16 protein-coding genes are annotated in these 18089 nt (G+C 35.4%); 7 read left to right on the forward strand and 9 right to left on the reverse strand.

Translation table 11 applies throughout. From position 1 onward, the window contains the following. Positions 1–78: 78 nt before the first annotated feature. Both M1V25_RS00640 and waaF read left to right on the forward strand, forming a co-directional pair. The gene (locus M1V25_RS00640; RefSeq protein WP_498842138.1) at positions 79–273 is read left to right on the forward strand and encodes a zinc-finger domain-containing protein; all 195 of its coding nucleotides are present in this window, start codon (positions 79–81) and stop codon (positions 271–273) included. Further along, positions 266–1297: a lipopolysaccharide heptosyltransferase II gene (waaF, locus tag M1V25_RS00645; RefSeq protein ID WP_498842139.1), complete on the forward strand. Its 1032-nt coding sequence runs from the start codon at positions 266–268 to the stop codon at positions 1295–1297. Before M1V25_RS00640 ends, waaF begins: the two co-directional genes overlap by 8 nt. Here waaF and M1V25_RS00650 read toward each other — a convergent pair. Beyond that, positions 1254–1793 (reverse strand): chorismate mutase, encoded by a 540-nt coding sequence (locus tag M1V25_RS00650; RefSeq protein WP_498842140.1) that lies wholly within the window; start codon positions 1791–1793, stop codon positions 1254–1256. The two genes, waaF and M1V25_RS00650, sit on opposite strands and share 44 nt — an antisense overlap. Before the next feature lie 92 nt (positions 1794–1885). Next, positions 1886–2908 carry an EF-P beta-lysylation protein EpmB gene (epmB, locus tag M1V25_RS00655; RefSeq protein ID WP_239986702.1) on the reverse strand — a complete coding sequence of 341 codons (1023 nt, stop codon included), beginning with the start codon at positions 2906–2908 and terminating at the stop codon, positions 1886–1888. 50 nt (positions 2909–2958) lie between these two features. Between epmB and efp the strand changes: the two genes are divergently transcribed. Both efp and orn read left to right on the forward strand, forming a co-directional pair. Continuing rightward, entirely contained in the window at positions 2959–3528 is a 570-nt protein-coding gene (efp, locus tag M1V25_RS00660) for an elongation factor P (RefSeq protein ID WP_498842141.1), read from the forward strand. Positions 3529–3530: 2 nt separating this feature from the next. Further along, entirely contained in the window at positions 3531–4100 is a 570-nt protein-coding gene (gene orn, locus M1V25_RS00665; protein WP_275667738.1) for an oligoribonuclease, read from the forward strand. 71 nt (positions 4101–4171) lie between these two features. Here the strand turns inward: orn and M1V25_RS00670 are convergent, their stop codons facing one another. Beyond that, positions 4172–8557, reverse strand: coding sequence for a ligand-binding sensor domain-containing protein (locus tag M1V25_RS00670; protein WP_498842142.1), 4386 nt, complete (start codon positions 8555–8557; stop codon positions 4172–4174). A gap of 637 nt (positions 8558–9194) precedes the next feature. Next, positions 9195–9368, reverse strand: a complete 174-nt coding sequence (locus M1V25_RS00675) for a hypothetical protein (protein ID WP_157966531.1) — start codon at positions 9366–9368, stop codon at positions 9195–9197. Between the two features lie 236 nt (positions 9369–9604). Between M1V25_RS00675 and M1V25_RS00680 the strand changes: the two genes are divergently transcribed. Next, positions 9605–11080: a peptide MFS transporter gene (locus tag M1V25_RS00680; RefSeq protein ID WP_498842143.1), complete on the forward strand. Its 1476-nt coding sequence runs from the start codon at positions 9605–9607 to the stop codon at positions 11078–11080. A 50-nt stretch (positions 11081–11130) separates the two neighbouring features. Here the strand turns inward: M1V25_RS00680 and M1V25_RS00685 are convergent, their stop codons facing one another. After that, the gene (locus tag M1V25_RS00685) at positions 11131–11862 is read right to left on the reverse strand and encodes a tRNA threonylcarbamoyladenosine dehydratase (RefSeq protein WP_116963134.1); all 732 of its coding nucleotides are present in this window, start codon (positions 11860–11862) and stop codon (positions 11131–11133) included. A 246-nt stretch (positions 11863–12108) separates the two neighbouring features. Between M1V25_RS00685 and argS the strand changes: the two genes are divergently transcribed. Then, positions 12109–13854, forward strand: a complete 1746-nt coding sequence (argS, locus tag M1V25_RS00690) for an arginine--tRNA ligase (RefSeq protein ID WP_498842176.1) — start codon at positions 12109–12111, stop codon at positions 13852–13854. Positions 13855–13911: 57 nt separating this feature from the next. Here argS and M1V25_RS00695 read toward each other — a convergent pair whose 3' ends face one another. The 3 genes from M1V25_RS00695 to M1V25_RS00705 form a co-directional block, all read right to left on the reverse strand. Then, positions 13912–14667: a CDP-alcohol phosphatidyltransferase family protein gene (locus M1V25_RS00695; protein ID WP_498842144.1), complete on the reverse strand. Its 756-nt coding sequence runs from the start codon at positions 14665–14667 to the stop codon at positions 13912–13914. Positions 14668–14754: 87 nt separating this feature from the next. Next, the gene (locus tag M1V25_RS00700; protein ID WP_498842145.1) at positions 14755–15120 is read right to left on the reverse strand and encodes a phosphomannose isomerase type II C-terminal cupin domain; all 366 of its coding nucleotides are present in this window, start codon (positions 15118–15120) and stop codon (positions 14755–14757) included. A gap of 124 nt (positions 15121–15244) precedes the next feature. Then, a complete protein-coding gene (locus M1V25_RS00705) occupies positions 15245–16057 on the reverse strand; it encodes a sulfite exporter TauE/SafE family protein (protein WP_498842146.1) in 813 nt (270 codons plus the stop codon). A 91-nt stretch (positions 16058–16148) separates the two neighbouring features. On the opposite strand from M1V25_RS00705, the gene ppa reads away from it, so the two are divergent. Next, complete coding sequence (gene ppa / locus M1V25_RS00710; RefSeq protein ID WP_116963139.1) at positions 16149–16676, forward strand: inorganic diphosphatase; 528 nt, start codon at positions 16149–16151, stop codon at positions 16674–16676. A 386-nt stretch (positions 16677–17062) separates the two neighbouring features. On the opposite strand, the gene M1V25_RS00715 is transcribed toward ppa, so the two are convergent. Continuing rightward, positions 17063–17998, reverse strand: a complete 936-nt coding sequence (locus M1V25_RS00715; protein WP_157966532.1) for an NmrA family NAD(P)-binding protein — start codon at positions 17996–17998, stop codon at positions 17063–17065. Between the last annotated feature and the right edge of the window lie 91 nt (positions 17999–18089).

Below are 18089 nucleotides of genomic sequence, written 5' to 3' on the forward strand. Positions count from 1 at the left end.
ATAGTGCTAATCAGTCTTAAAGCCAATACTTTTCTATGCTAAACTAACGTCAAGATTACTAACTACAGTTAATGATTTATGTCCGTCAAAAAAAATATCCTGACAGTTGAAGTAAAAAAAGGTCAACGTATTTGCTGTCCAACGCCTGAACATGCTTCATGGAATCAACATCCTCGCGTTTATATCGACTTAAAAGATCAAGATGAAGGCATTTGCCCATATTGCAGTACGCGCTTTGTTGTGATTAACAGCAAAAGTAGTACACATGCGTAAATATTTAATTATTGCACCTAGCTGGGTGGGAGATATGGTGATGTCACAATCACTTTATCGCTATCTGAAAGTGCTTTATCCTGATTGTGTGATTGATATTGCAGCACCCAAACATTGTTGTGAGTTAGCTTATTTTATGCCTCAAGTAAATGCGACATTTACACTTGAATTTAAACATGGTGAGTTTGGACTTAAAGCACGTAAACAAAAAGCAAAAGAATTCTTAAACAAAGGCTATACCCACTCTATCGTTTTGCCTAATTCATGGAAATCTGCCCTTATTCCCTATTTTGCTAAAATTAAAACACGTATTGGGTGGCATGGAGAAGCCCGATTTTTCTTACTTAATGATAGAAGGCGCCTAGATAAAAACAAATACCCACTCATGATTGAACGCTTTTGCGCGTTAGGTATTGCTAACAAAGAAAAATTAATAGCTAAACTCCCTTACCCTAAGTTCACTCTAGAACAATCACTTATTACTCAAGCTCAACAAAAGTATCGTTTAGCATTCATCAAACCGACTATTGCACTGTGTCCAGGTGCTGAATTTGGTCCAGCAAAAAAATGGCCTACAGCTTATTACCTTGAACTTATGCAGTATTTACTCAACAAAAACTATCAAGTGCTGTTATTAGGTGGTATTAAAGATCAGGATACCTGTTCAGATATCAGTAAAAGTTGTAATCATCACGCTTATTTATTCAATTTAGCAGGAAAAACAAGTTTAACAGATGCGGTTTATTTATTAGCAGCGTGTGAGAAAGTTATAAGTAACGATTCAGGTCTTATGCACATTGCCTGCGCACTAAATATCCCGACGCTTGTTATTTATGGCTCAACCTCGGATAAATTTACTCCGCCATTAAATCAACGTGCAAAAAGCATTTATCTTGATGATTTAAGCTGTCGTCCTTGTTTTAAACGCGAATGTCCGTTAGGCCATATGGATTGCTTGAATAAATTGACACCTCAAAAAGTTATTGCTGCACTTGAGACACTGCCACCAAGCTTGCCAGCATGAGACTAGTATAATCAGGGTCAGTTGGAATTCCTTTTACATTTTCCATTGCTTTACTAAACAACGTAATGCTCGTTGTCATCGAACAGCGTTTAAATGAAGGTAGGGATTCTTTAATTGCAGGATAAAGTTGATCGTCAATTTTGGTGATTTCATTCCTTAATAGCTCTAAATCAAGATTGTGTTGCTGAAAATAATCGGGTGTTTTTATCCAGACATTTAGCCAATACTGTTCAATAAATTTCGACATATCCATTTGAATTTGGGTAAAAACCAACATAGGGTAGACTGGCAAACCTTGCTGATGGACCACATCTTTTACATGTTTGAGGACTTCTAACTCACGTTCTGATGCGTATATACTAGACTTTTTAACATATTTATCTGCTGCGATACTTTGCATGATTTGTGCACGTTTTGCAATTAAATCAAATACCTTATGAAGCGTACTAATATCACAATCTGAGGCAAATGTTGTACTCGTTGACACTGCTGTCATAAGTAATACCTTTTTTATTATTTATAGCATAATTCATCCATTTTTTAGTTTTTTTAGTGTTACATATTATGAGCCGTAATGACATCTTATTATCAAAACTTTTCTGAACCTATCCATGTCTTTGACCTTTGATGTGCAATTTCACGTACCAACTTAGGAACTAAAAAACCTGAAGTAATTGATTTTAATTGTGCATGGATCTCTTTGGCTTTATTTTCTTCTATATCAAAATGTATAGCACCTTTAACCTTATCCAATAGATGCAAATAATATGGTATCACGCCAGCTTCAAAAAGCGCTTCTGAAAGTGCTTTTAGAGTTTCTGGATGATCATTTACACCTTTTAACAAGGTCGATTGATTTAATAACGTAAAACCAATCTGTTGTAATTTTTTAAGTCCAATAGTCACATCCTGTGCAATTTCATTAGGATGATTTGCATGAATGACCATGATTTTTTGTAAGCGCGTTTTATTGAATACTTTGACCAAACCTTCTGTTATACGATCAGGTAAAACAACAGGAATACGTGTATGAATGCGTAAGCGCTTGATATGAGAAATCTCCTCCAAATGCTGTATAAACCAATCTAAAGTTTCATCATTGTGCATAAGTGGATCGCCACCACTGAAGATAACTTCATCTAACTCAGAATGTGTTTTAAGATATTCAAATACATATTGCCAGCTTTCTTTGGCTTGTGTTTGTGCTTTGTAATCAAACTCTCGGCGAAAGCAATATCGACAGTGAATGGCACAAGCTGGATGTAGCATCAATAGTGCACGATTGTGATATTTATGTAAAAGACCTTTGATAGGATTAAATGCCATCTCATTTAAAGGATCCAAAACATAACCATCAGCAGTTTGAAGTTCTTCACTGATTGGTAATACTTGTCTTAACAAAGGGTCATTGATATTCCCCTTTTCCATTTTTTGAGCAAAACTCAGTGGTACGCGCATCGGGAAATGCTTGATAGATACAACAGAATATTCATCTGGATTAAGCTGTAAAAATTGTGCAAGCTCAAGCCAATTAGAAAAACCTTGTTGTAAGGATTTTTTCCAACTTCGTATTACATCAGTCTGTTGTGTGCTTTTGTTTTGGTGTATCATGATCAGCATTTTGCAATTAAAGTAGCGTTAATATACTAAAGAGGATAAAGATGGCAAGTTTTAGTACAAACGAATTTAAAAATGGTCTTAAACTTTTAATTGATGGCAACCCAATGGTTATTGTTGAAAATGAATTTGTGAAACCTGGAAAAGGTCAAGCATTTAATCGCGTTAAACTCCGTAACTTGAAAAACGGTCGTGTGATTGAAAAAACATTTAAATCTGGTGAAAGTGTTGATGCTGCTGATGTACAAGAAGTTTCTGCAAGCTATTCTTATTTTGATGGGGAATTCTACGTTTTTATGCACGATGAAACGTTTGAGCAATACAATATCAGTGAGGTTGCCTTAGCCGACAGTAAGAAATGGATCAAGGAACAAGATCAATGTTCTATTACCCTTTTCAATGGTGAGCCAATCAGCGTTACACCACCCAACTTTGTGCAATTGAGGATCACTGAAACTGACCCTGGCTTAAAGGGGGATACAGCTGGTAGTGGAGGGAAACCTGCAACACTAGAAACAGGTGCTGTGGTTCGTGTTCCGTTATTTGTACAAATTGATGAAATCATTAAAGTTGATACACGTACAGGTGAATACGTTTCTCGTGCCAAGGAGTAATTGTGACAACCGAAAACACTGAAACAAAGAGCAACCTTATTTGGCTTGATCTTGAAATGACAGGTCTTGAAATAGACAGCTGTTATATTCTTGAGATTGCTACCATTATCACTGACTCTAATCTCAATATCGTTGCAGAATCGCCAGCAATCGCTATTCATCAAAGCGATGAAGTTTTGCAAAATATGAATTCATGGTGTATTAAAACTCATCAGGCCTCAGGTTTAACTGAGCGTGTGCGCCACAGTAAAGTTTCAGTTACAGAGGCTGAGTGGCAGATTCTTGAATTTATTAAGCCACACGTACATAAGGGGCAATCACCTTTATGTGGCAATTCCATTTGGCAAGATCGCAGGTTTTTAGCCAAATACATGCCTACGTTAGAAGACTATTTTCATTATCGCTTACTCGACGTCAGTTCATTTAAAATTGCAGCATCTTTGTGGAGACCAGATCTCTTAAAGCAATTTAACAAACAAAGTGTACATCTTGCATTAGATGATATTAAGGAGTCGATTGAAGAAATGAAATTCTATCAGCAGCATTTTTTACAACTTCTCAGTACTCAATAAACTTTTTTTCTATTAGATTGATTTACAAAATTCGATGAAATAAGTGGTTCTCAACATCCATGTCACTATGATTAGCTTGACAGAAGGTGTAGTATTTTAGTTCGTGAGCCTGTTGTTGTAGGTATAAGATAAATATTGTATTCTCTGTTGGGAGAAAAGCTAACAACTTTCCAAATATAGTGGTTATCAGTGATTTCAGGCAACACGTCCTGAGTACACTCAAATGCATAATTTCCCCCGTTAGTTTGTGTTCTCTCCCAGCACGCCTGATACTCATTTCTACTCGCTTCTCCTTTGTTAAACAACAAACTAACAACATTTACATCCTTTGAATATAAGTCAGGAGGGGGAGCAGGTAGTGTTGTTATATCCTTTAAATCAATATGAAACTCGTGGATTTTATCACCTATAGTATTCTGTAGCATAACAGTAACGTTCATATCTTTCTTAACAGAGATTTCATATGGAATAGCTAACGCTATTACATCGGCATTATCCAGTGCTGTTACGGTAAATGATCCTATTTTATTTGTAGTCCAGTCTGGTGCTCTTACTGTAAGTGTCGCTTTATTTATTTCGCTTGACACCATGCTCCAGTCATCTGGGATATTCCAGGTATATCCATCCTCTTTCGGTTGACGGTTTGGCGAATTTGGCGGTGTAATATAGTTTGCATGCAACGTAATTTCCATATTCTCAATAACAGAATTAGTACTACTTTCTATATTGACCTCGCCTCCTAAGCTCGTATTAGCCTTCACCGTTACATTATGTATAGCTAAGTTATCCGTTGTAATACCAGCAGCATCCGTCACTTTAACGGTAAATAACCCCACTTCATTTAAATTCCAGTGCGGTGCTTTTACTGTAATAGTATTAGAAACATTAGCGGGTACAATTAATTGTTGGTTACTTGTATTCGCTATTAAGGTTAAGTTTGATGGTGCTACTACTCCCCAGTCAAGTGGAATCGTCCATGTGTAGCTCTCAGCCTTTCTATTAGGCGAATCATCCGGTAAATCATAGTTTGCAGTCAACTGAATTGTGTCATTCTCTGTAGCCTCATTTCCTCCACTAATCCTTGCCGTGCCTTGTAAGTTCGGATTAGCCTTCAGTGTTACCGCATGCTCAAATGCGAGCGTTGTAATGTCCGCATTATCTGTTGCTGTTACGGTAAATACAGCCTTAGGAATACTAGCCCATGCTGGAGCAATAACGGTAATCTGCTTTTGATTATCATCTGAACGTGTCTCATCAAATTCCCAATTGTCTGGAATAGTCCATTTATACGCCTTTACCTGACGTTGTGGCACATTAGAGTTGTCAAATATTGCTTTTAAAGCTATCTTCTCATTCTCAATTACTTCATCATTCGCTTGAACTGAAACTATTCCCTTTAAATCATCATTTTTCTCAACTTCAACTAAGATAATTGATGTTTGAACACTCTCACCTGAAGTTGCTTTAAGTGTTATTTGATGGGTATTGTTCCCTGTAGGATTATAATAAGGCGCTGTAAAAGTATATGTTGCATTCTCATCATCATAATAACCGCTTAAACCACTCCACTCATAATGAGGTATTTCTTTTAATAATCTTGACCTTGATAATGCTAAGGAAATTTTTCCTGTTTTATGCTCTGTAACCTCAATAGATTTAGGCACCTTGACAAAGAATAGATTATCTGTAATATTTTCTAAATTTTGAATTCCTAGCTTATCAACCAAATTTATTGTTTTTAACCTTAAATTATCAAGTGTGCTGTCAGCATCAAGCCAACGTCCTATATAATTCTCATCGTTGGCATTTTCCTGATGTTCTTCAAAACTGTAATACACTGCATCTTTGGAGCCAACAAAGCTACGAATATAGTTCGGAGTTGTTTGAAGATTTAATATATTGTTGTTTAGACGCGCCAAAGGAAAACCACTGTTTAGCCTCCCGCTTCCATATAAGGTTCCATTTTGACTTATTTCAAGTCTATTTACATAACCATTTCTTTTTAAGAAGTCCTGGTTAAATGGAATTGGAGTGGTAATTTTGTCGGTTTCATTTTCATTGAATGGATAACTTAGTTTATACAATCCAGCTAAATTACCTGTTGTTAAGGTTGCTAAATAATAGCTTGAATCTATTAATGCAGCATCAAATAAAACACTTTCATCAAAATTTGAAGTAAATGGAAGCGGTGCATGAGTTAACGATTTTTTTTGATTTTGATATATCAATATATTTGTAGGGACTTCCCTACCCAAAGCTAAATTACTACCCAAAATATGAACTTCATCACCTATGACTCTCATTCTATTTATCGAGCCGACAAAAGAACCAATTGGAGATAAAATGTAAGTATCTAAATTTATCTCATAAAGCGAATTTAATTTATTTATTGGATTAAATGATACAATGATTAAAGCTCTGTTTTTACCATCAATAACCATATGTTGAATAAAGTCATTACTCGGTAAATTAATAAAGGTATCAAGTTTATTTTGATTAACAATATAACGATAAATAACACCTTTAACATTTGTGGCAAAATAAAAATACCCTTTATAATCATAAACGATAGCGTTTATGGTTGTGATATCACTATTGGTTTCATTTAATTTTTTTACTTCTTTATTTTCACCTTGATTTAAATCATAAAAATTAAGCTCAGTATTATTATCAATATAATATAGTCGTTCTGATGGAAGTATATTATACCTCCCTTGTTCTATGGCTTTTAGGTCAGTGTCGCCTTGACCACTATTTGCAAATTTAATGTCATATTGAATATTTGCTTCTTTAGTTACATCTTCTTTGCTGAAAGTGATTGAACATGAGCTTTTACTACTGATATTTTGGTTTAGGCAATCTTGACCCATTTCAATTTTAATATTTTCAGTACTTAACGTAAGTTTTTGATCTTCATTCGTATTATTATAAACGTCTAATGTGTAAAGGTTTTCACCTATTCTTACTGGTTCATATACAAATGCAGATCGATTGGATTTAATAGATTTAATAGCTACAGTGATATCTTCTAGTAAATTTGTATCGCCTTTTTTAATGGTTAAATTATGCCAGCCCGATTTTGTATCGCTATTTTCGTCAACTTTAAGGTAGCAAGAAGCGTTTGTATTTAAAATATTATTGGTTAGTGAAAGACAAGAAGGTGTGCTGTTGATTATTTGACCGTTATTAACTAAAGATAGTCCATCTAAAGAAAAGCTAGATAAATCGACTTGAGCCCAATTAAACTTTGAGTTATTGGTTATTACAATTATATTAGCTTGAGCATAGTTGTCATCGTTTACAATGCTGTTAGATTGTATTTCGAGCGTGACAGGTGCTACCGTTATATGACTTGTTAACACGATTTCCTGTGGATGTTCTTTATTACTTTCATCTAGTAGTGTGATCTCAACGGTGCCTTTACCTTTAGCATTAGAATTGACATTAAATTTAAGCTCGTATATTTGTTCATTATTTAAATTATGATTTTGTGTAAAATCATTTTCATTACCCCAGTCAACTCCGCTTAATGTATTTTTGTTAAATTCAACTTTTGTGATCTTTAAATTTGGACGATAAGTAATTAACTTAACGGTGTTTTCCCCTGTATCTTGAATAAATAAGTTCTCAATTTCTGCTAAAGCTTGACGATCATCAATAAATTGAATAGTCAACTCTCCACCTATATTAGCTGCTGTAAGTAAGCCAGCTTGATTAGCTGCTCCTTTGTTACGTACAGCATTTATTTTTGCACTTATTTCATCATTTAAAACAACACTTGACTTGCCTTCAAGGTGAGCGATTTTACCGATAACTTCACCATTCAATAACAGATTAATATTGTTAATCGCATAATTAAAAGGATTGTACAAACTAACCTTTTTATCGCCAGAAATATAGATTTTATTATCCAACGCATCCAATGAATTCATCAATATTGGTTGAGACAAAAGATGTGAATGTTTATTTACAACATTAATAATGCGGTTATACGAAATTTTTTCTCCATTTGATAAGTCAATCACAATATTTATATTTTTTAAGCCTAAAGTATCAAACTTTGCCTTTAATGGAAGAATACAAAACTCTGTAAACGAATTAAATGATTGTGGGCTTGCATTTATACAACTATTAATTGGAGGAAGATTATCAAGGTCAATCTCAACATTTTTAGGAAAAATGTCAATAGCTTTAATTTGATACGTGCTTACGTGTTTACTACCTACTTTCAATGTACTTGAAAGGTTTGAGCTGCCGATAGATAAAGAGCCTAATGCCTCCTTATCCTTTGCAATATATTCTGGAAAAATAGTCCCTCCTTTATTATCTGATACCACTATCCCAGATACTTTTTTATCATCGTTTGCAGTTGGGCTACCACCACAAGCAGTTAATATTCCTGCTAAACACAGTAAGGTAATTTTTTTCATTCCACTTTCTATTTTGTTTCTTTTCATTTCTTTTCCCCCGGTCTTTTGAATTGTTCGAATTATAGATATCGTCTCAACATAAAACAAGATAACCTTCAAAGTAATTTCCTCCCACTTAGCAGAATCATTTTTGGGTATAGGATACGTTTGGCAGTAGAAATAGAGTTATTTCCATAGATTTAAAAAAAGAAAAAGGATTCCTATCATGGTTAAGCCATTATATAATGTTGTACAGAGTCAATTGCACATGCTTATACCTTTACCACTGATGGTGGTGACAGCGTGAACTTACCGGATAATAGCAATCCAATTTAAGTTTTAAGTCAGTTGGCAATTGAATTTGATTCTCAATCAAGAGTCAGTCGATAAACTCTATAATATTGCTGTGGATTTGGTAAGACAGGTACTAGAGAAAGGAATAGATATTGATCATAGCAGCAATATTGTAATAAGGAGTATTATATAAACAAGCTATTGGCGCACGATTACTAGCACAAAGTATAGGTAATAGGTGTAAGAGATATGTCTACAGGTGTTGTATTCATAAATTTATCGGTAATCTGTAAAGTAGCGGTTCTTTGTCCCATACTTTTCTTTTCTGGTCTTTGTAAATAATATTTGATGTTTTTTCTTATACTCATGTGACACAAACTGATCTAGTGTTTTATCTAACAACTCTTGTCGTGAATAACTTAAGAAAATTTTCAGCAGGTTTATTTGCTTCAACAACATGCTGTTTATCGTCAAAAACTAAAATGGCATCATAAAATAAGTCGATACATTCTTTGAAAATTGAATTTTTAAGAAAATCATGTGATAGTAATTTTGTATCATCCATTTTGTCTACTCCTTTTTTGACCAGCTTTGTATAAATTTTCGATTTAGTCACTTGTTTTAAGTATTAAATATATAATTTGTTATAAAATCGCTAGAATCTCGCTACAGGGTACGATATAGCTTTGATTTTGCTTGTACTTACCTATTTTTTATTGATTAGAATATATTTTATCATATCCTTTTGCCAATATTTCGTTATGATAAGGGTTCAAGTTTATTTCATTAAAGGAACTTTAGATGGATCAAACAAAGGAGTCTCAGCCTAAATCGCTATATTACACTATTGCGGTCAATGTGTGGGAGTATTTTAGTTATTACGGTATGCGTGCGTTATTGGTTTTGTATTTAACACAGAAGCTGTTATTTACCGATAACCATGCTTATGCACTATATGGCGCGTATACCGCACTTGTATATGTTACACCAATTGTAGGGGGTATGATCGCGGATCGGTATTTAGGTTATTATTGGGCGACTTTACTGGGGGCGGCAACGATGGTTGCAGGTCATTTGGTTTTGGGGCTAGATGGTAGTGGGCTTTATTTTGGTTTGGCACTTGTTATCTGTGGCTATGGCTTATTCAAAACAAATATATCTTGTTTATTAGGAGCCACTTACTCACGTGAACACTCAAAGCGTGACAGCGGATTTGCCTTAATGTATGTTGGTGGCAATGTTGGCGCTTTTGTTTCTCCTATTTTGTGTGCATGGGCAGCGCAAACATGGGGGTGGCATTATGGGTTTTTATTAGCTGCAATTGGTATGGCAATTGGGCTTGTTATTTTCATTAGTGGTCGTAAACATTTTAAAGCGGGCAATGATCCACAATGGCAATCGTTAAAAGAGAAAGGGTTAATTAATATTAAAGTGTTACCGTCTATTGTGATATTGATTGTATTAAGTGCTGTTTTTTTTAGCTTTGCGCTTTATTATTTGTTTGCGGGTTGGATCTTATTTTTATGTGTGGCAGGGAGTTTATATTTCTTATTCTTTTTGTTTTTGAAGCTTGATCGGAAAGATAAAAAAGCGCTATTTGCTATTTGCTTCTTTATGATTTTTGGTTTGATTTTCTGGGCATTTAATCAGCAAGGTGGTAGCTCGATTAGTTTGTTTGTTGAGCGTAATGTTATACGTGAATTTGATGGCTTTATAATTCCAGCAGCAGCTTTTCAATCGATTAACCCATTTGCGATTTTAATTGGTGGAGTCATTATGTCGCAAGTTTGGTATTGGTTATTAAAGGCAGGTGTGCACTTTAGGGCACTAGTTAAAATTACTTTTGGCTTATTGTTTCTCACCTTTGGTTTTTTTATGATTATGTTAGGTGCTAAAATTGCAGCAGCAAATGATGGACACGTTTCTATGCTGTGGGTAATGGTTGGTCTGATTATGATTGGTTTTGCTGAGCTTTTTGTAGATCCGGTGGCACTAGCTGAAATTACACGTCTTAATCCAGGGGGATCAGTTGGATTCTTAGCAGGACTTTATATGCTTATTACGGGATCGATTGCAAACTATTTGGCAGCCGAGATTGCAACACTTACGAGTGTCGATGCAGCTAAAACAGCAGGGGATTTCTTAATCACCAGCGCCACAAACTACTATAATGTATTTGACATGATTACTAAGGTCTCGGCAATTTCTTGTGTGGTATTGATTGTGATTTGTTTTATATTTTTTACCTTCAGAAAGTTTAAAACAGATGTGTCCTGATTCTTGTGTGATTTTGAATCTTTAATTGTCTTTCTTTTAGATATAATGAGTTATTTAGCCCCATCAACGATTTGCTTAATCACCATGCCTGCAATGGTAAGTCCAAATAAAGCAGGCATATAGCTAATGGTGCCATTAACAGCGCGATCACGTCCAGAGCCAATGACAGGTTCTGGTGGTAAAGGCGGCAAGGAGTTTTCAGTTGAATAAACCGCTAGAATTCCTTTTGTAACATGTTGACGACGTAAGCGAATGCGCATGAATTTTGCAAGTTTGCACACACGTGTTTTATAAATGTCATCAACTTTTATTTGAGTAGGATCAAGTTTGCCACCAGCACCCATACTCGAGATAACCTTATAGCCTTTTTTATGTGCAGTACTAACAAACGCAACTTTACAAGCAAGGCTATCAATTGCATCAATAACAAAGTCATAAGGTTTATTGAGAATATTATTCATATCCTCTGTACGAATAAAGTCTTCGACAATATTGACTTGGCAGCTAGGGTTAATATCCAAAATTCTATTTTTCATGACCAATGCTTTTTTAATACCAATAGTGGAATGAAGAGCAACGAGTTGACGATTAAGGTTGGATGTAGAAACGGTATCATGATCGATTAAAGTAATCTCACCAACGCCACTGCGCACAAGTGCTTCAGCAGCAAAAGAGCCAACACCACCAATGCCTGCTAAAAGAACATGTGCATTTTTAAGTTTATCAATACCTGTATTATTAACTAAGATAGAAGTGCGCTCAAATAGACCTGTGTGTTGCATAAAATAAAATGGAAACTTAATTTTTTGTGTAGTATGTCATATTTTGTAAATAGATTCATTATTCTTGTTTATGAGATTTTTATACACGGTGATCTTTTATCAAAAGCTATATACCTATCACAAAATTTAAAGTCATAAACGCTATAAAATGGGTTGTTATGAGTATATAATCCAAACCTCATAAAGTATATGGTAAATGAGTTTCTAAAAATGACTGTTGTGCAAAGTGAGTTACCTGTAGATGTATTGATACTTGAAGACTATTTAACTACTCTTTTTTCTCAGGCATTTGAGAAGTTAAGCTTAGAACCAAAACTAGCTAAGGTCCAAATGTCAGCACGCCCTGAATTGGGTCAGTTTCAATGTAATGGTGCAATGCCTTTGGCAAAGCAACTAAAAAAATCACCTATCCAAATTGCCAATGATATTATTAATCAGGTTAAAGACAACCTCATCTTCAAGGATGTTACTGGAGTTATGCCAGGATTTATCAATATTACTTTAAATGACAATTTTTTGGCAGATTGGATGAATCAAATGTTAGCTAACTCACGTTTAGGTTGTCCTAAAACAGAAACTCCACAAAAAGTAATGATGGATTTTGGTGGTCCTAACGTTGCTAAGCCACTGCACATAGGACATATTCGTTCACCATTAATTGGCGATTGTTTACAACGTGTTTATCGCTTTTATGGAGATGAAGTGTTAAGCGATGTGCACCTAGGTGATTGGGGGACACAGATGGGGATGCTGATTGAAGAAATTCGTAAAATGTATCCTGATTTGCCTTACTTTGATGAAAACTTTACAGGTACGTATCCTATAGAACCCCCTGTTACTGTAGATGAGTTATCTGAAATTTATCCACGTTCTTCAGCTCGTTGTAAAGAAAATGAAAACGAGATGGAAAAGGCGCGCCTTGCTACAGCAGAGCTCCAAAAAGGCAGACGTGGCTATCGTGCACTATGGCAGCATTTTGTTAATGTATCTATTGCAGAGCTTAAAAAAGACTATGCGGATTTAGATATTTATTTTGATCTTTGGAAAGGTGAAAGTGATGTGCAGGCACTTATCGATGATATGGTGAAAAATTGCTTGGATAACGGCGTTGCTAAAGAGAGTCAAGGTGCAATTATTATTCCAGTTGCTGAAGACGATAAAACTCCACCTTTGATTTTAGTTAAATCTGATGGTGCAGTTATGTATGGTACAACCGATTTAGCAACGATTTTAGAGCGTGTCCAAGACTATCAAGCACAAAAAATCATTTACGTGGTGGACAAGCGTCAGAGCCTGCATTTTAAACAAGTCTTTACTGCGGCTAAAAAAGCTGGTATTGCGCCAAATACAGAGCTTATTCACATTGGTTTTGGTACCTTAAATGGCAAAGACGGAAAACCGTTTAAAACCCGTTCAGGAGGAGTAATGCGTTTAAGCACATTAATTGACGAAGCAAAAACACGGGCTAGTTTACGTGAGCAAGAAGGGCTAAGTAGAAATGAAAAAGAGGATATTATTAATAAAGTAGCATTAGCAACGGTAAAGTTTGCTGATCTTTCTAATGTTTACACCTCTGACTACATTTTTGATTTAGACAAATTTTCGCAGTATGAAGGCAAAACAGGACCTTATTTATTGTATTCTGCCGTGCGAATTAAATCGATCTTGAGAAAGTTAAACTACTCAGTTAGTGGTACATTACAATATAAAATAAGTAAAGCTACAAATGGTGCTGAGCGTAATCTGCAACTTACTTTAACGCAACTACCATTAGCATTACAAAGAACCTATGATAAATGTGAGCCACATCATTTGTGTGAATATGCTTATCAAGTGGCTGTACAGTTTAATAAGTTTTATTCAGAGTCTCCGATTGCAACTGAAGAAAATGAGACGACTCAAAAATCAAGAATTGCACTTTGTCAATTAACACTCAAACAATTGATTTTAGTATTAGAGTTACTTGGTATTGAAATTCCTGAGAGAATGTAGGAATCAATCGCAAAATCATTCTCTTATCAATGCGTAACTCTTACTTGGCTAGTCGTGCTAGTGCAAGGGGGTTAACGTTCGATAAATGCTGAAAATGAAGTACACAAGAATATAACTTACAATCGTCCACGTTAAGAAAGCATGGGATACAGGCCACAAAAAAGCTGAGGCAATGGTGGCGACTCCCCAAATCAAGGTATAAATAAACATAAGTGTAATAATGAACTTATGTCGACTTAAATAGTTCATTCGAGATGGATAAATATACTTAATCGGAACAAAGGTCAGAATGGTTAAGGCTACGATGATAACAAAGTTAGTTGTCATAGAAAATTGAAAGTAAATCAAATAATAAATAGTAAGGTTCCAATAACTTGGAAAGCCTTTAAAAAAATGGTCTTTAGTTTTGGCATCTAATTGACAAAATTGGTAGCATGAAGCAAGTATGATCAAGGTTAACGAAATAATTTTTAGGTTATCAGGGATGACATCAGTAATAAACACCCAAACCGATGGAATAACTGCATAATTAGTAAAATCAATAATGTTATCCATGAGGCTACCATCAAGTGGAGCAAGTTTCTTAATATCTATTTGTCGAGCTAATGTGCCATCTACAGCATCAACAATGATAGCAATGACGACATAAGCAAAAGAAAGTTTTAAATGAAAAATGAAGTCTGTATGATTGTGTGCAAGTTTAGCAGCATAGGCTTCTGCAGAAGCGGTTAAAGCCAAAACGGAAAAAACAGCACCACTGGCCGTAAATAAATGAACAAGCCAACCGTAAAGACGCTGAAAAGAAGTAAGCATTGAATAATACCACATACCTTCAATAATTATAAACTTGGCATAGGTTAGCAAAAAAAACTAAAGAGAGAAAGTGCAATAAATGGGCTTTTAGTTGCGGTTATAAATATCATCTAGACGTATGATATCATCTTCGCCTAAATAACTTCCTATTTGGACTTCAATAATGGCGATAGTTTCATTGGTTTTATTATGCAGTCTATGCACAGCTTGTGTAGGAATATAAACGTGTGTATTAACTTGATAATCTTTTGTTGAATTATCAATAGTGATCGTTGCCGTACCTTGAATAACAATCCAGTGTTCAGCACGTTTAGAGTGCTTTTGTAGCGATAAGCAACCACCTGGATTAACCGTAATTAATTTTGCCTGAAAGCCGTTACCTTGCTCGATGGTTTTATAGCTACCCCAAGGTCTAGAATAGGTTTGTCCTGTTTTATTTAGATTTATGCTCATTAATGAAAATACTCTTTTATCTAACCTGTTTATTTAGAGATTGAAATTATAGCGCTAAGCTCCTGTGTTTTATAGAGTTTATAACTCAAAGTTTTTTTAATAGTGAGATTAGATGCTGTTGATTTTACAACAGCGCTATCCATAGCATTTTAATAGATACGATTAGAAGTATTGCAAGAAAAGTGATTTTAAGCGTTTTAGAGGATGTTTTACTTGAAAACTTTGCGCCAAGTTTTGAGAAAATCATACTTGTAGGGACAACACATATAATCGCGGGTAAATATAAGTAACCCAGACTCCACGGAGTATATAAATTTTCGGTATAGCCCGTAACGATAAAACTAACACTGCCTGTAATTGCAATAACCAATGTAAATAAGCTAGAAGTGCCAATTGCTATGCGTATTGAGTAACCAAGAGAGTGGATATAAGGAATAGTAACAATACCTCCACCTATGCCAAAAAATCCTGATTTAATACCAACCAAACTACCCCAAAATGCGCTTTTGAGCCTACCGTTACGTTTTGGTGTTTCATTAACTTTATGGGATTTCAAAAGCATTTGAGAGAACATAAATAGCATTAAACACGCAAATAAAATACTGAGGGTTTTAGGGTTAAGAAATCGCACGATGATTGCACCTAATACATTCATACTAATAATCCAAGGAACAAGCATTTTCACAATAGTTAGATTTACTTCTCGTACACGTAATTTGTGGGGTATGGACGAAAACGTAGTAAATATCATAATTCCAAGCGATGTGCCTGCCGCAAATTGCATGTATGAGTCTGCCGTTTGTGGTAATTGGTGAAAAACAAATGCCAATACCGGTACGATAATAATGCCACCACCAATACCAAGAAGACCTGCCAAAAATCCTGTTAAACAACCAGATAGTATAAGAAGTAAAAAAAGATAAAGCATGATATTCATATAATCAGTTAAATGGGTTGAATAATTATAATAAATGAAAGAAAATAACCCAGTTAATTATGTTTAAACCAAGTCTAAAAAAGGAAACACTATGCTTGCAAATATAAAAGTTGGCAAAGACGCACCAAACGACATCAACGTTGTGATTGAAATTCCTGCTTATAACGAGCCAGTAAAATATGAGTTTGACAAAGATGCAAATATGCTGATTGTAGATCGTTTTATGTCAACGACTATGCAATATCCTTGTAATTATGGTTTTGTCCCAAATACTCTATCTGAAGATGGTGATCCTGTAGATGTACTTGTTGTAGCACCTGTGGCACTAAGACCAGGTGTCATTATTAATTGTCGTCCTGTTGGAGTATTAAAAATGGCAGATGAATCAGGTGTTGATGCTAAAATCATTGCTGTTCCCAGCAGCAAGCTTACTAAGATTTATGATGATGTAAGAGAAGTAACGGATTTATCCAAGCTATTATTGGATCAAATTAAGCACTTTTTTGAGCATTATAAAGACCTAGAGCCTAACAAATGGGTAAAAGTCGATGGCTTTGAAGGTGTTGATTCTGCAAAGGCAGATATTAAAGCTAGTATTAAACGTTATAAAAAAGATTAGCTAGTTGCTATGATCAATATTTACACCGTCTTCTGTTATAAGTTCTCATGCCTATAGTTCAGTTAATACAATAGATAGAATCATAAAGCCTGCATGATAGTTTCTTTTTAGTATCAACGACCACAATTGGCAATTTGGAAAATACACCATTGACATCCCCCTCCTTTAGGAAGAGAGGATAGGATGTCAAATACGTTTATGCAGCTTTCAGAGGCAACTAAATAGAATATTCTCAACCGATGTTTCTTTCTTCTATTAACCCTTAGGTCGAGGATAGCTTCAAGGTGTTGAAAAATTAATGAAGTTAGCAGAGGTTTTGTCATTGGCTTACTCTATTCACATGGATTTTCACACAGGATAAATAAATCAATAACTTTTAAATGTGATTACCTTGACTCATTGGTCTGCTTTTCAATGTTCACATACTTCTGTATATACTCGCGCATTGTAGTAGGTTTTATTGATGGGTAGCGATCATTCATCAGTAAATCGAGCTTAGCTTCACCATTTAAAAGGGAGCGATAATACATCAGCGGTAAGAAGGAGAGAAAATTTTGCTGACCTCCTTTTAGCAATTCCTCAATACGTAAGTCCAAGTCTGCCATTGACCCCAGTTGTACAATTTTTAGCTTGTCGCCTGATGCTTCTTCATACAACTTGACAATTTCATGGAAATTAAGAACATTGCCTGCTACCTTGAAGGCGCGTGGTACAGGGCGCTCATCAATAGCAACCTCCGCCGTGTACTGTGCCGCATCGACATAGGTCGTCCAATCCATATTTTGCTTACCATCGCCCCAAACATAAGCCACGCTTTCTTTCACGTCGATGAGGCGAAGGAAATCAAACATTATGCCGCTATCTAGAAACCCACCATTCAATATATGTACTACCTCTATATTACCACGTTCCTTATCCGCTATGTCTGAGAATGTAAGACGCCAATCTGAAGTAATAATATGACCAGGTGTAACCTTGAAAAGATTCAGTGAAAAATCCGATGGAATAAAACGCTTGACTCCTGCTTTCCGCGCGGCAATCAGTAATTGTTTTTGACCATCGATAATAATGTCTGGTCCACCCTGAACTGCGGAAATGACGGTCATTGCTCCTTGGCAAAGAGAAGCCAGCGCATCCTCATTACCCACTCCAATTTCACCTTCAATTATCTGTGCGCCACGTTCTTCAAGCGCTTTTACTTTCTGGCGACTGTCTGGACGTACAAGTAGACGAAGTTGCACATTGGGATTACCAAGCAATGACTCTGCAATGAGTTTTCCAACATGGCCTGTTCCACCAACTAATGCAATGACTTTTTTCATGAGTTTTCTCCAATTATTTGAGCTAAAAATATGTAGAGAATATATATGTGTTGTGGACTGAACGTATTTAATTCCTTCCATTTATAATATA

The organism is Candidatus Nebulibacter yamunensis, assembly GCF_024208055.1.
GTDB lineage: Bacteria > Pseudomonadota > Gammaproteobacteria > Francisellales > Francisellaceae > Caedibacter > Caedibacter lacustris.

What these genes read in the sequence shown, in the direction of transcription:
- M1V25_RS00640 (WP_498842138.1), top strand. Translation starts at nt 79, where the DNA reads ATGTCCGTCAAAAAAAATATCCTGACAGTTGAAGTAAAAAAAGGTCAA.
- waaF (WP_498842139.1), top strand. Translation starts at nt 266, where the DNA reads ATGCGTAAATATTTAATTATTGCACCTAGCTGGGTGGGAGATATGGTG.
- M1V25_RS00650 (WP_498842140.1), bottom strand. Translation starts at nt 1,793, where the DNA reads ATGACAGCAGTGTCAACGAGTACAACATTTGCCTCAGATTGTGATATT.
- epmB (WP_239986702.1), bottom strand. Translation starts at nt 2,908, where the DNA reads ATGATACACCAAAACAAAAGCACACAACAGACTGATGTAATACGAAGT.
- efp (WP_498842141.1), top strand. Translation starts at nt 2,959, where the DNA reads ATGGCAAGTTTTAGTACAAACGAATTTAAAAATGGTCTTAAACTTTTA.
- M1V25_RS00670 (WP_498842142.1), bottom strand. Translation starts at nt 8,557, where the DNA reads ATGAAAAGAAACAAAATAGAAAGTGGAATGAAAAAAATTACCTTACTG.
- M1V25_RS00675 (WP_157966531.1), bottom strand. Translation starts at nt 9,368, where the DNA reads ATGGATGATACAAAATTACTATCACATGATTTTCTTAAAAATTCAATT.
- M1V25_RS00680 (WP_498842143.1), top strand. Translation starts at nt 9,605, where the DNA reads ATGGATCAAACAAAGGAGTCTCAGCCTAAATCGCTATATTACACTATT.
- M1V25_RS00685 (WP_116963134.1), bottom strand. Translation starts at nt 11,862, where the DNA reads ATGCAACACACAGGTCTATTTGAGCGCACTTCTATCTTAGTTAATAAT.
- M1V25_RS00695 (WP_498842144.1), bottom strand. Translation starts at nt 14,667, where the DNA reads ATGCTTACTTCTTTTCAGCGTCTTTACGGTTGGCTTGTTCATTTATTT.
- M1V25_RS00700 (WP_498842145.1), bottom strand. Translation starts at nt 15,120, where the DNA reads ATGAGCATAAATCTAAATAAAACAGGACAAACCTATTCTAGACCTTGG.
- M1V25_RS00705 (WP_498842146.1), bottom strand. Translation starts at nt 16,057, where the DNA reads ATGAATATCATGCTTTATCTTTTTTTACTTCTTATACTATCTGGTTGT.
- ppa (WP_116963139.1), top strand. Translation starts at nt 16,149, where the DNA reads ATGCTTGCAAATATAAAAGTTGGCAAAGACGCACCAAACGACATCAAC.
- M1V25_RS00715 (WP_157966532.1), bottom strand. Translation starts at nt 17,998, where the DNA reads ATGAAAAAAGTCATTGCATTAGTTGGTGGAACAGGCCATGTTGGAAAA.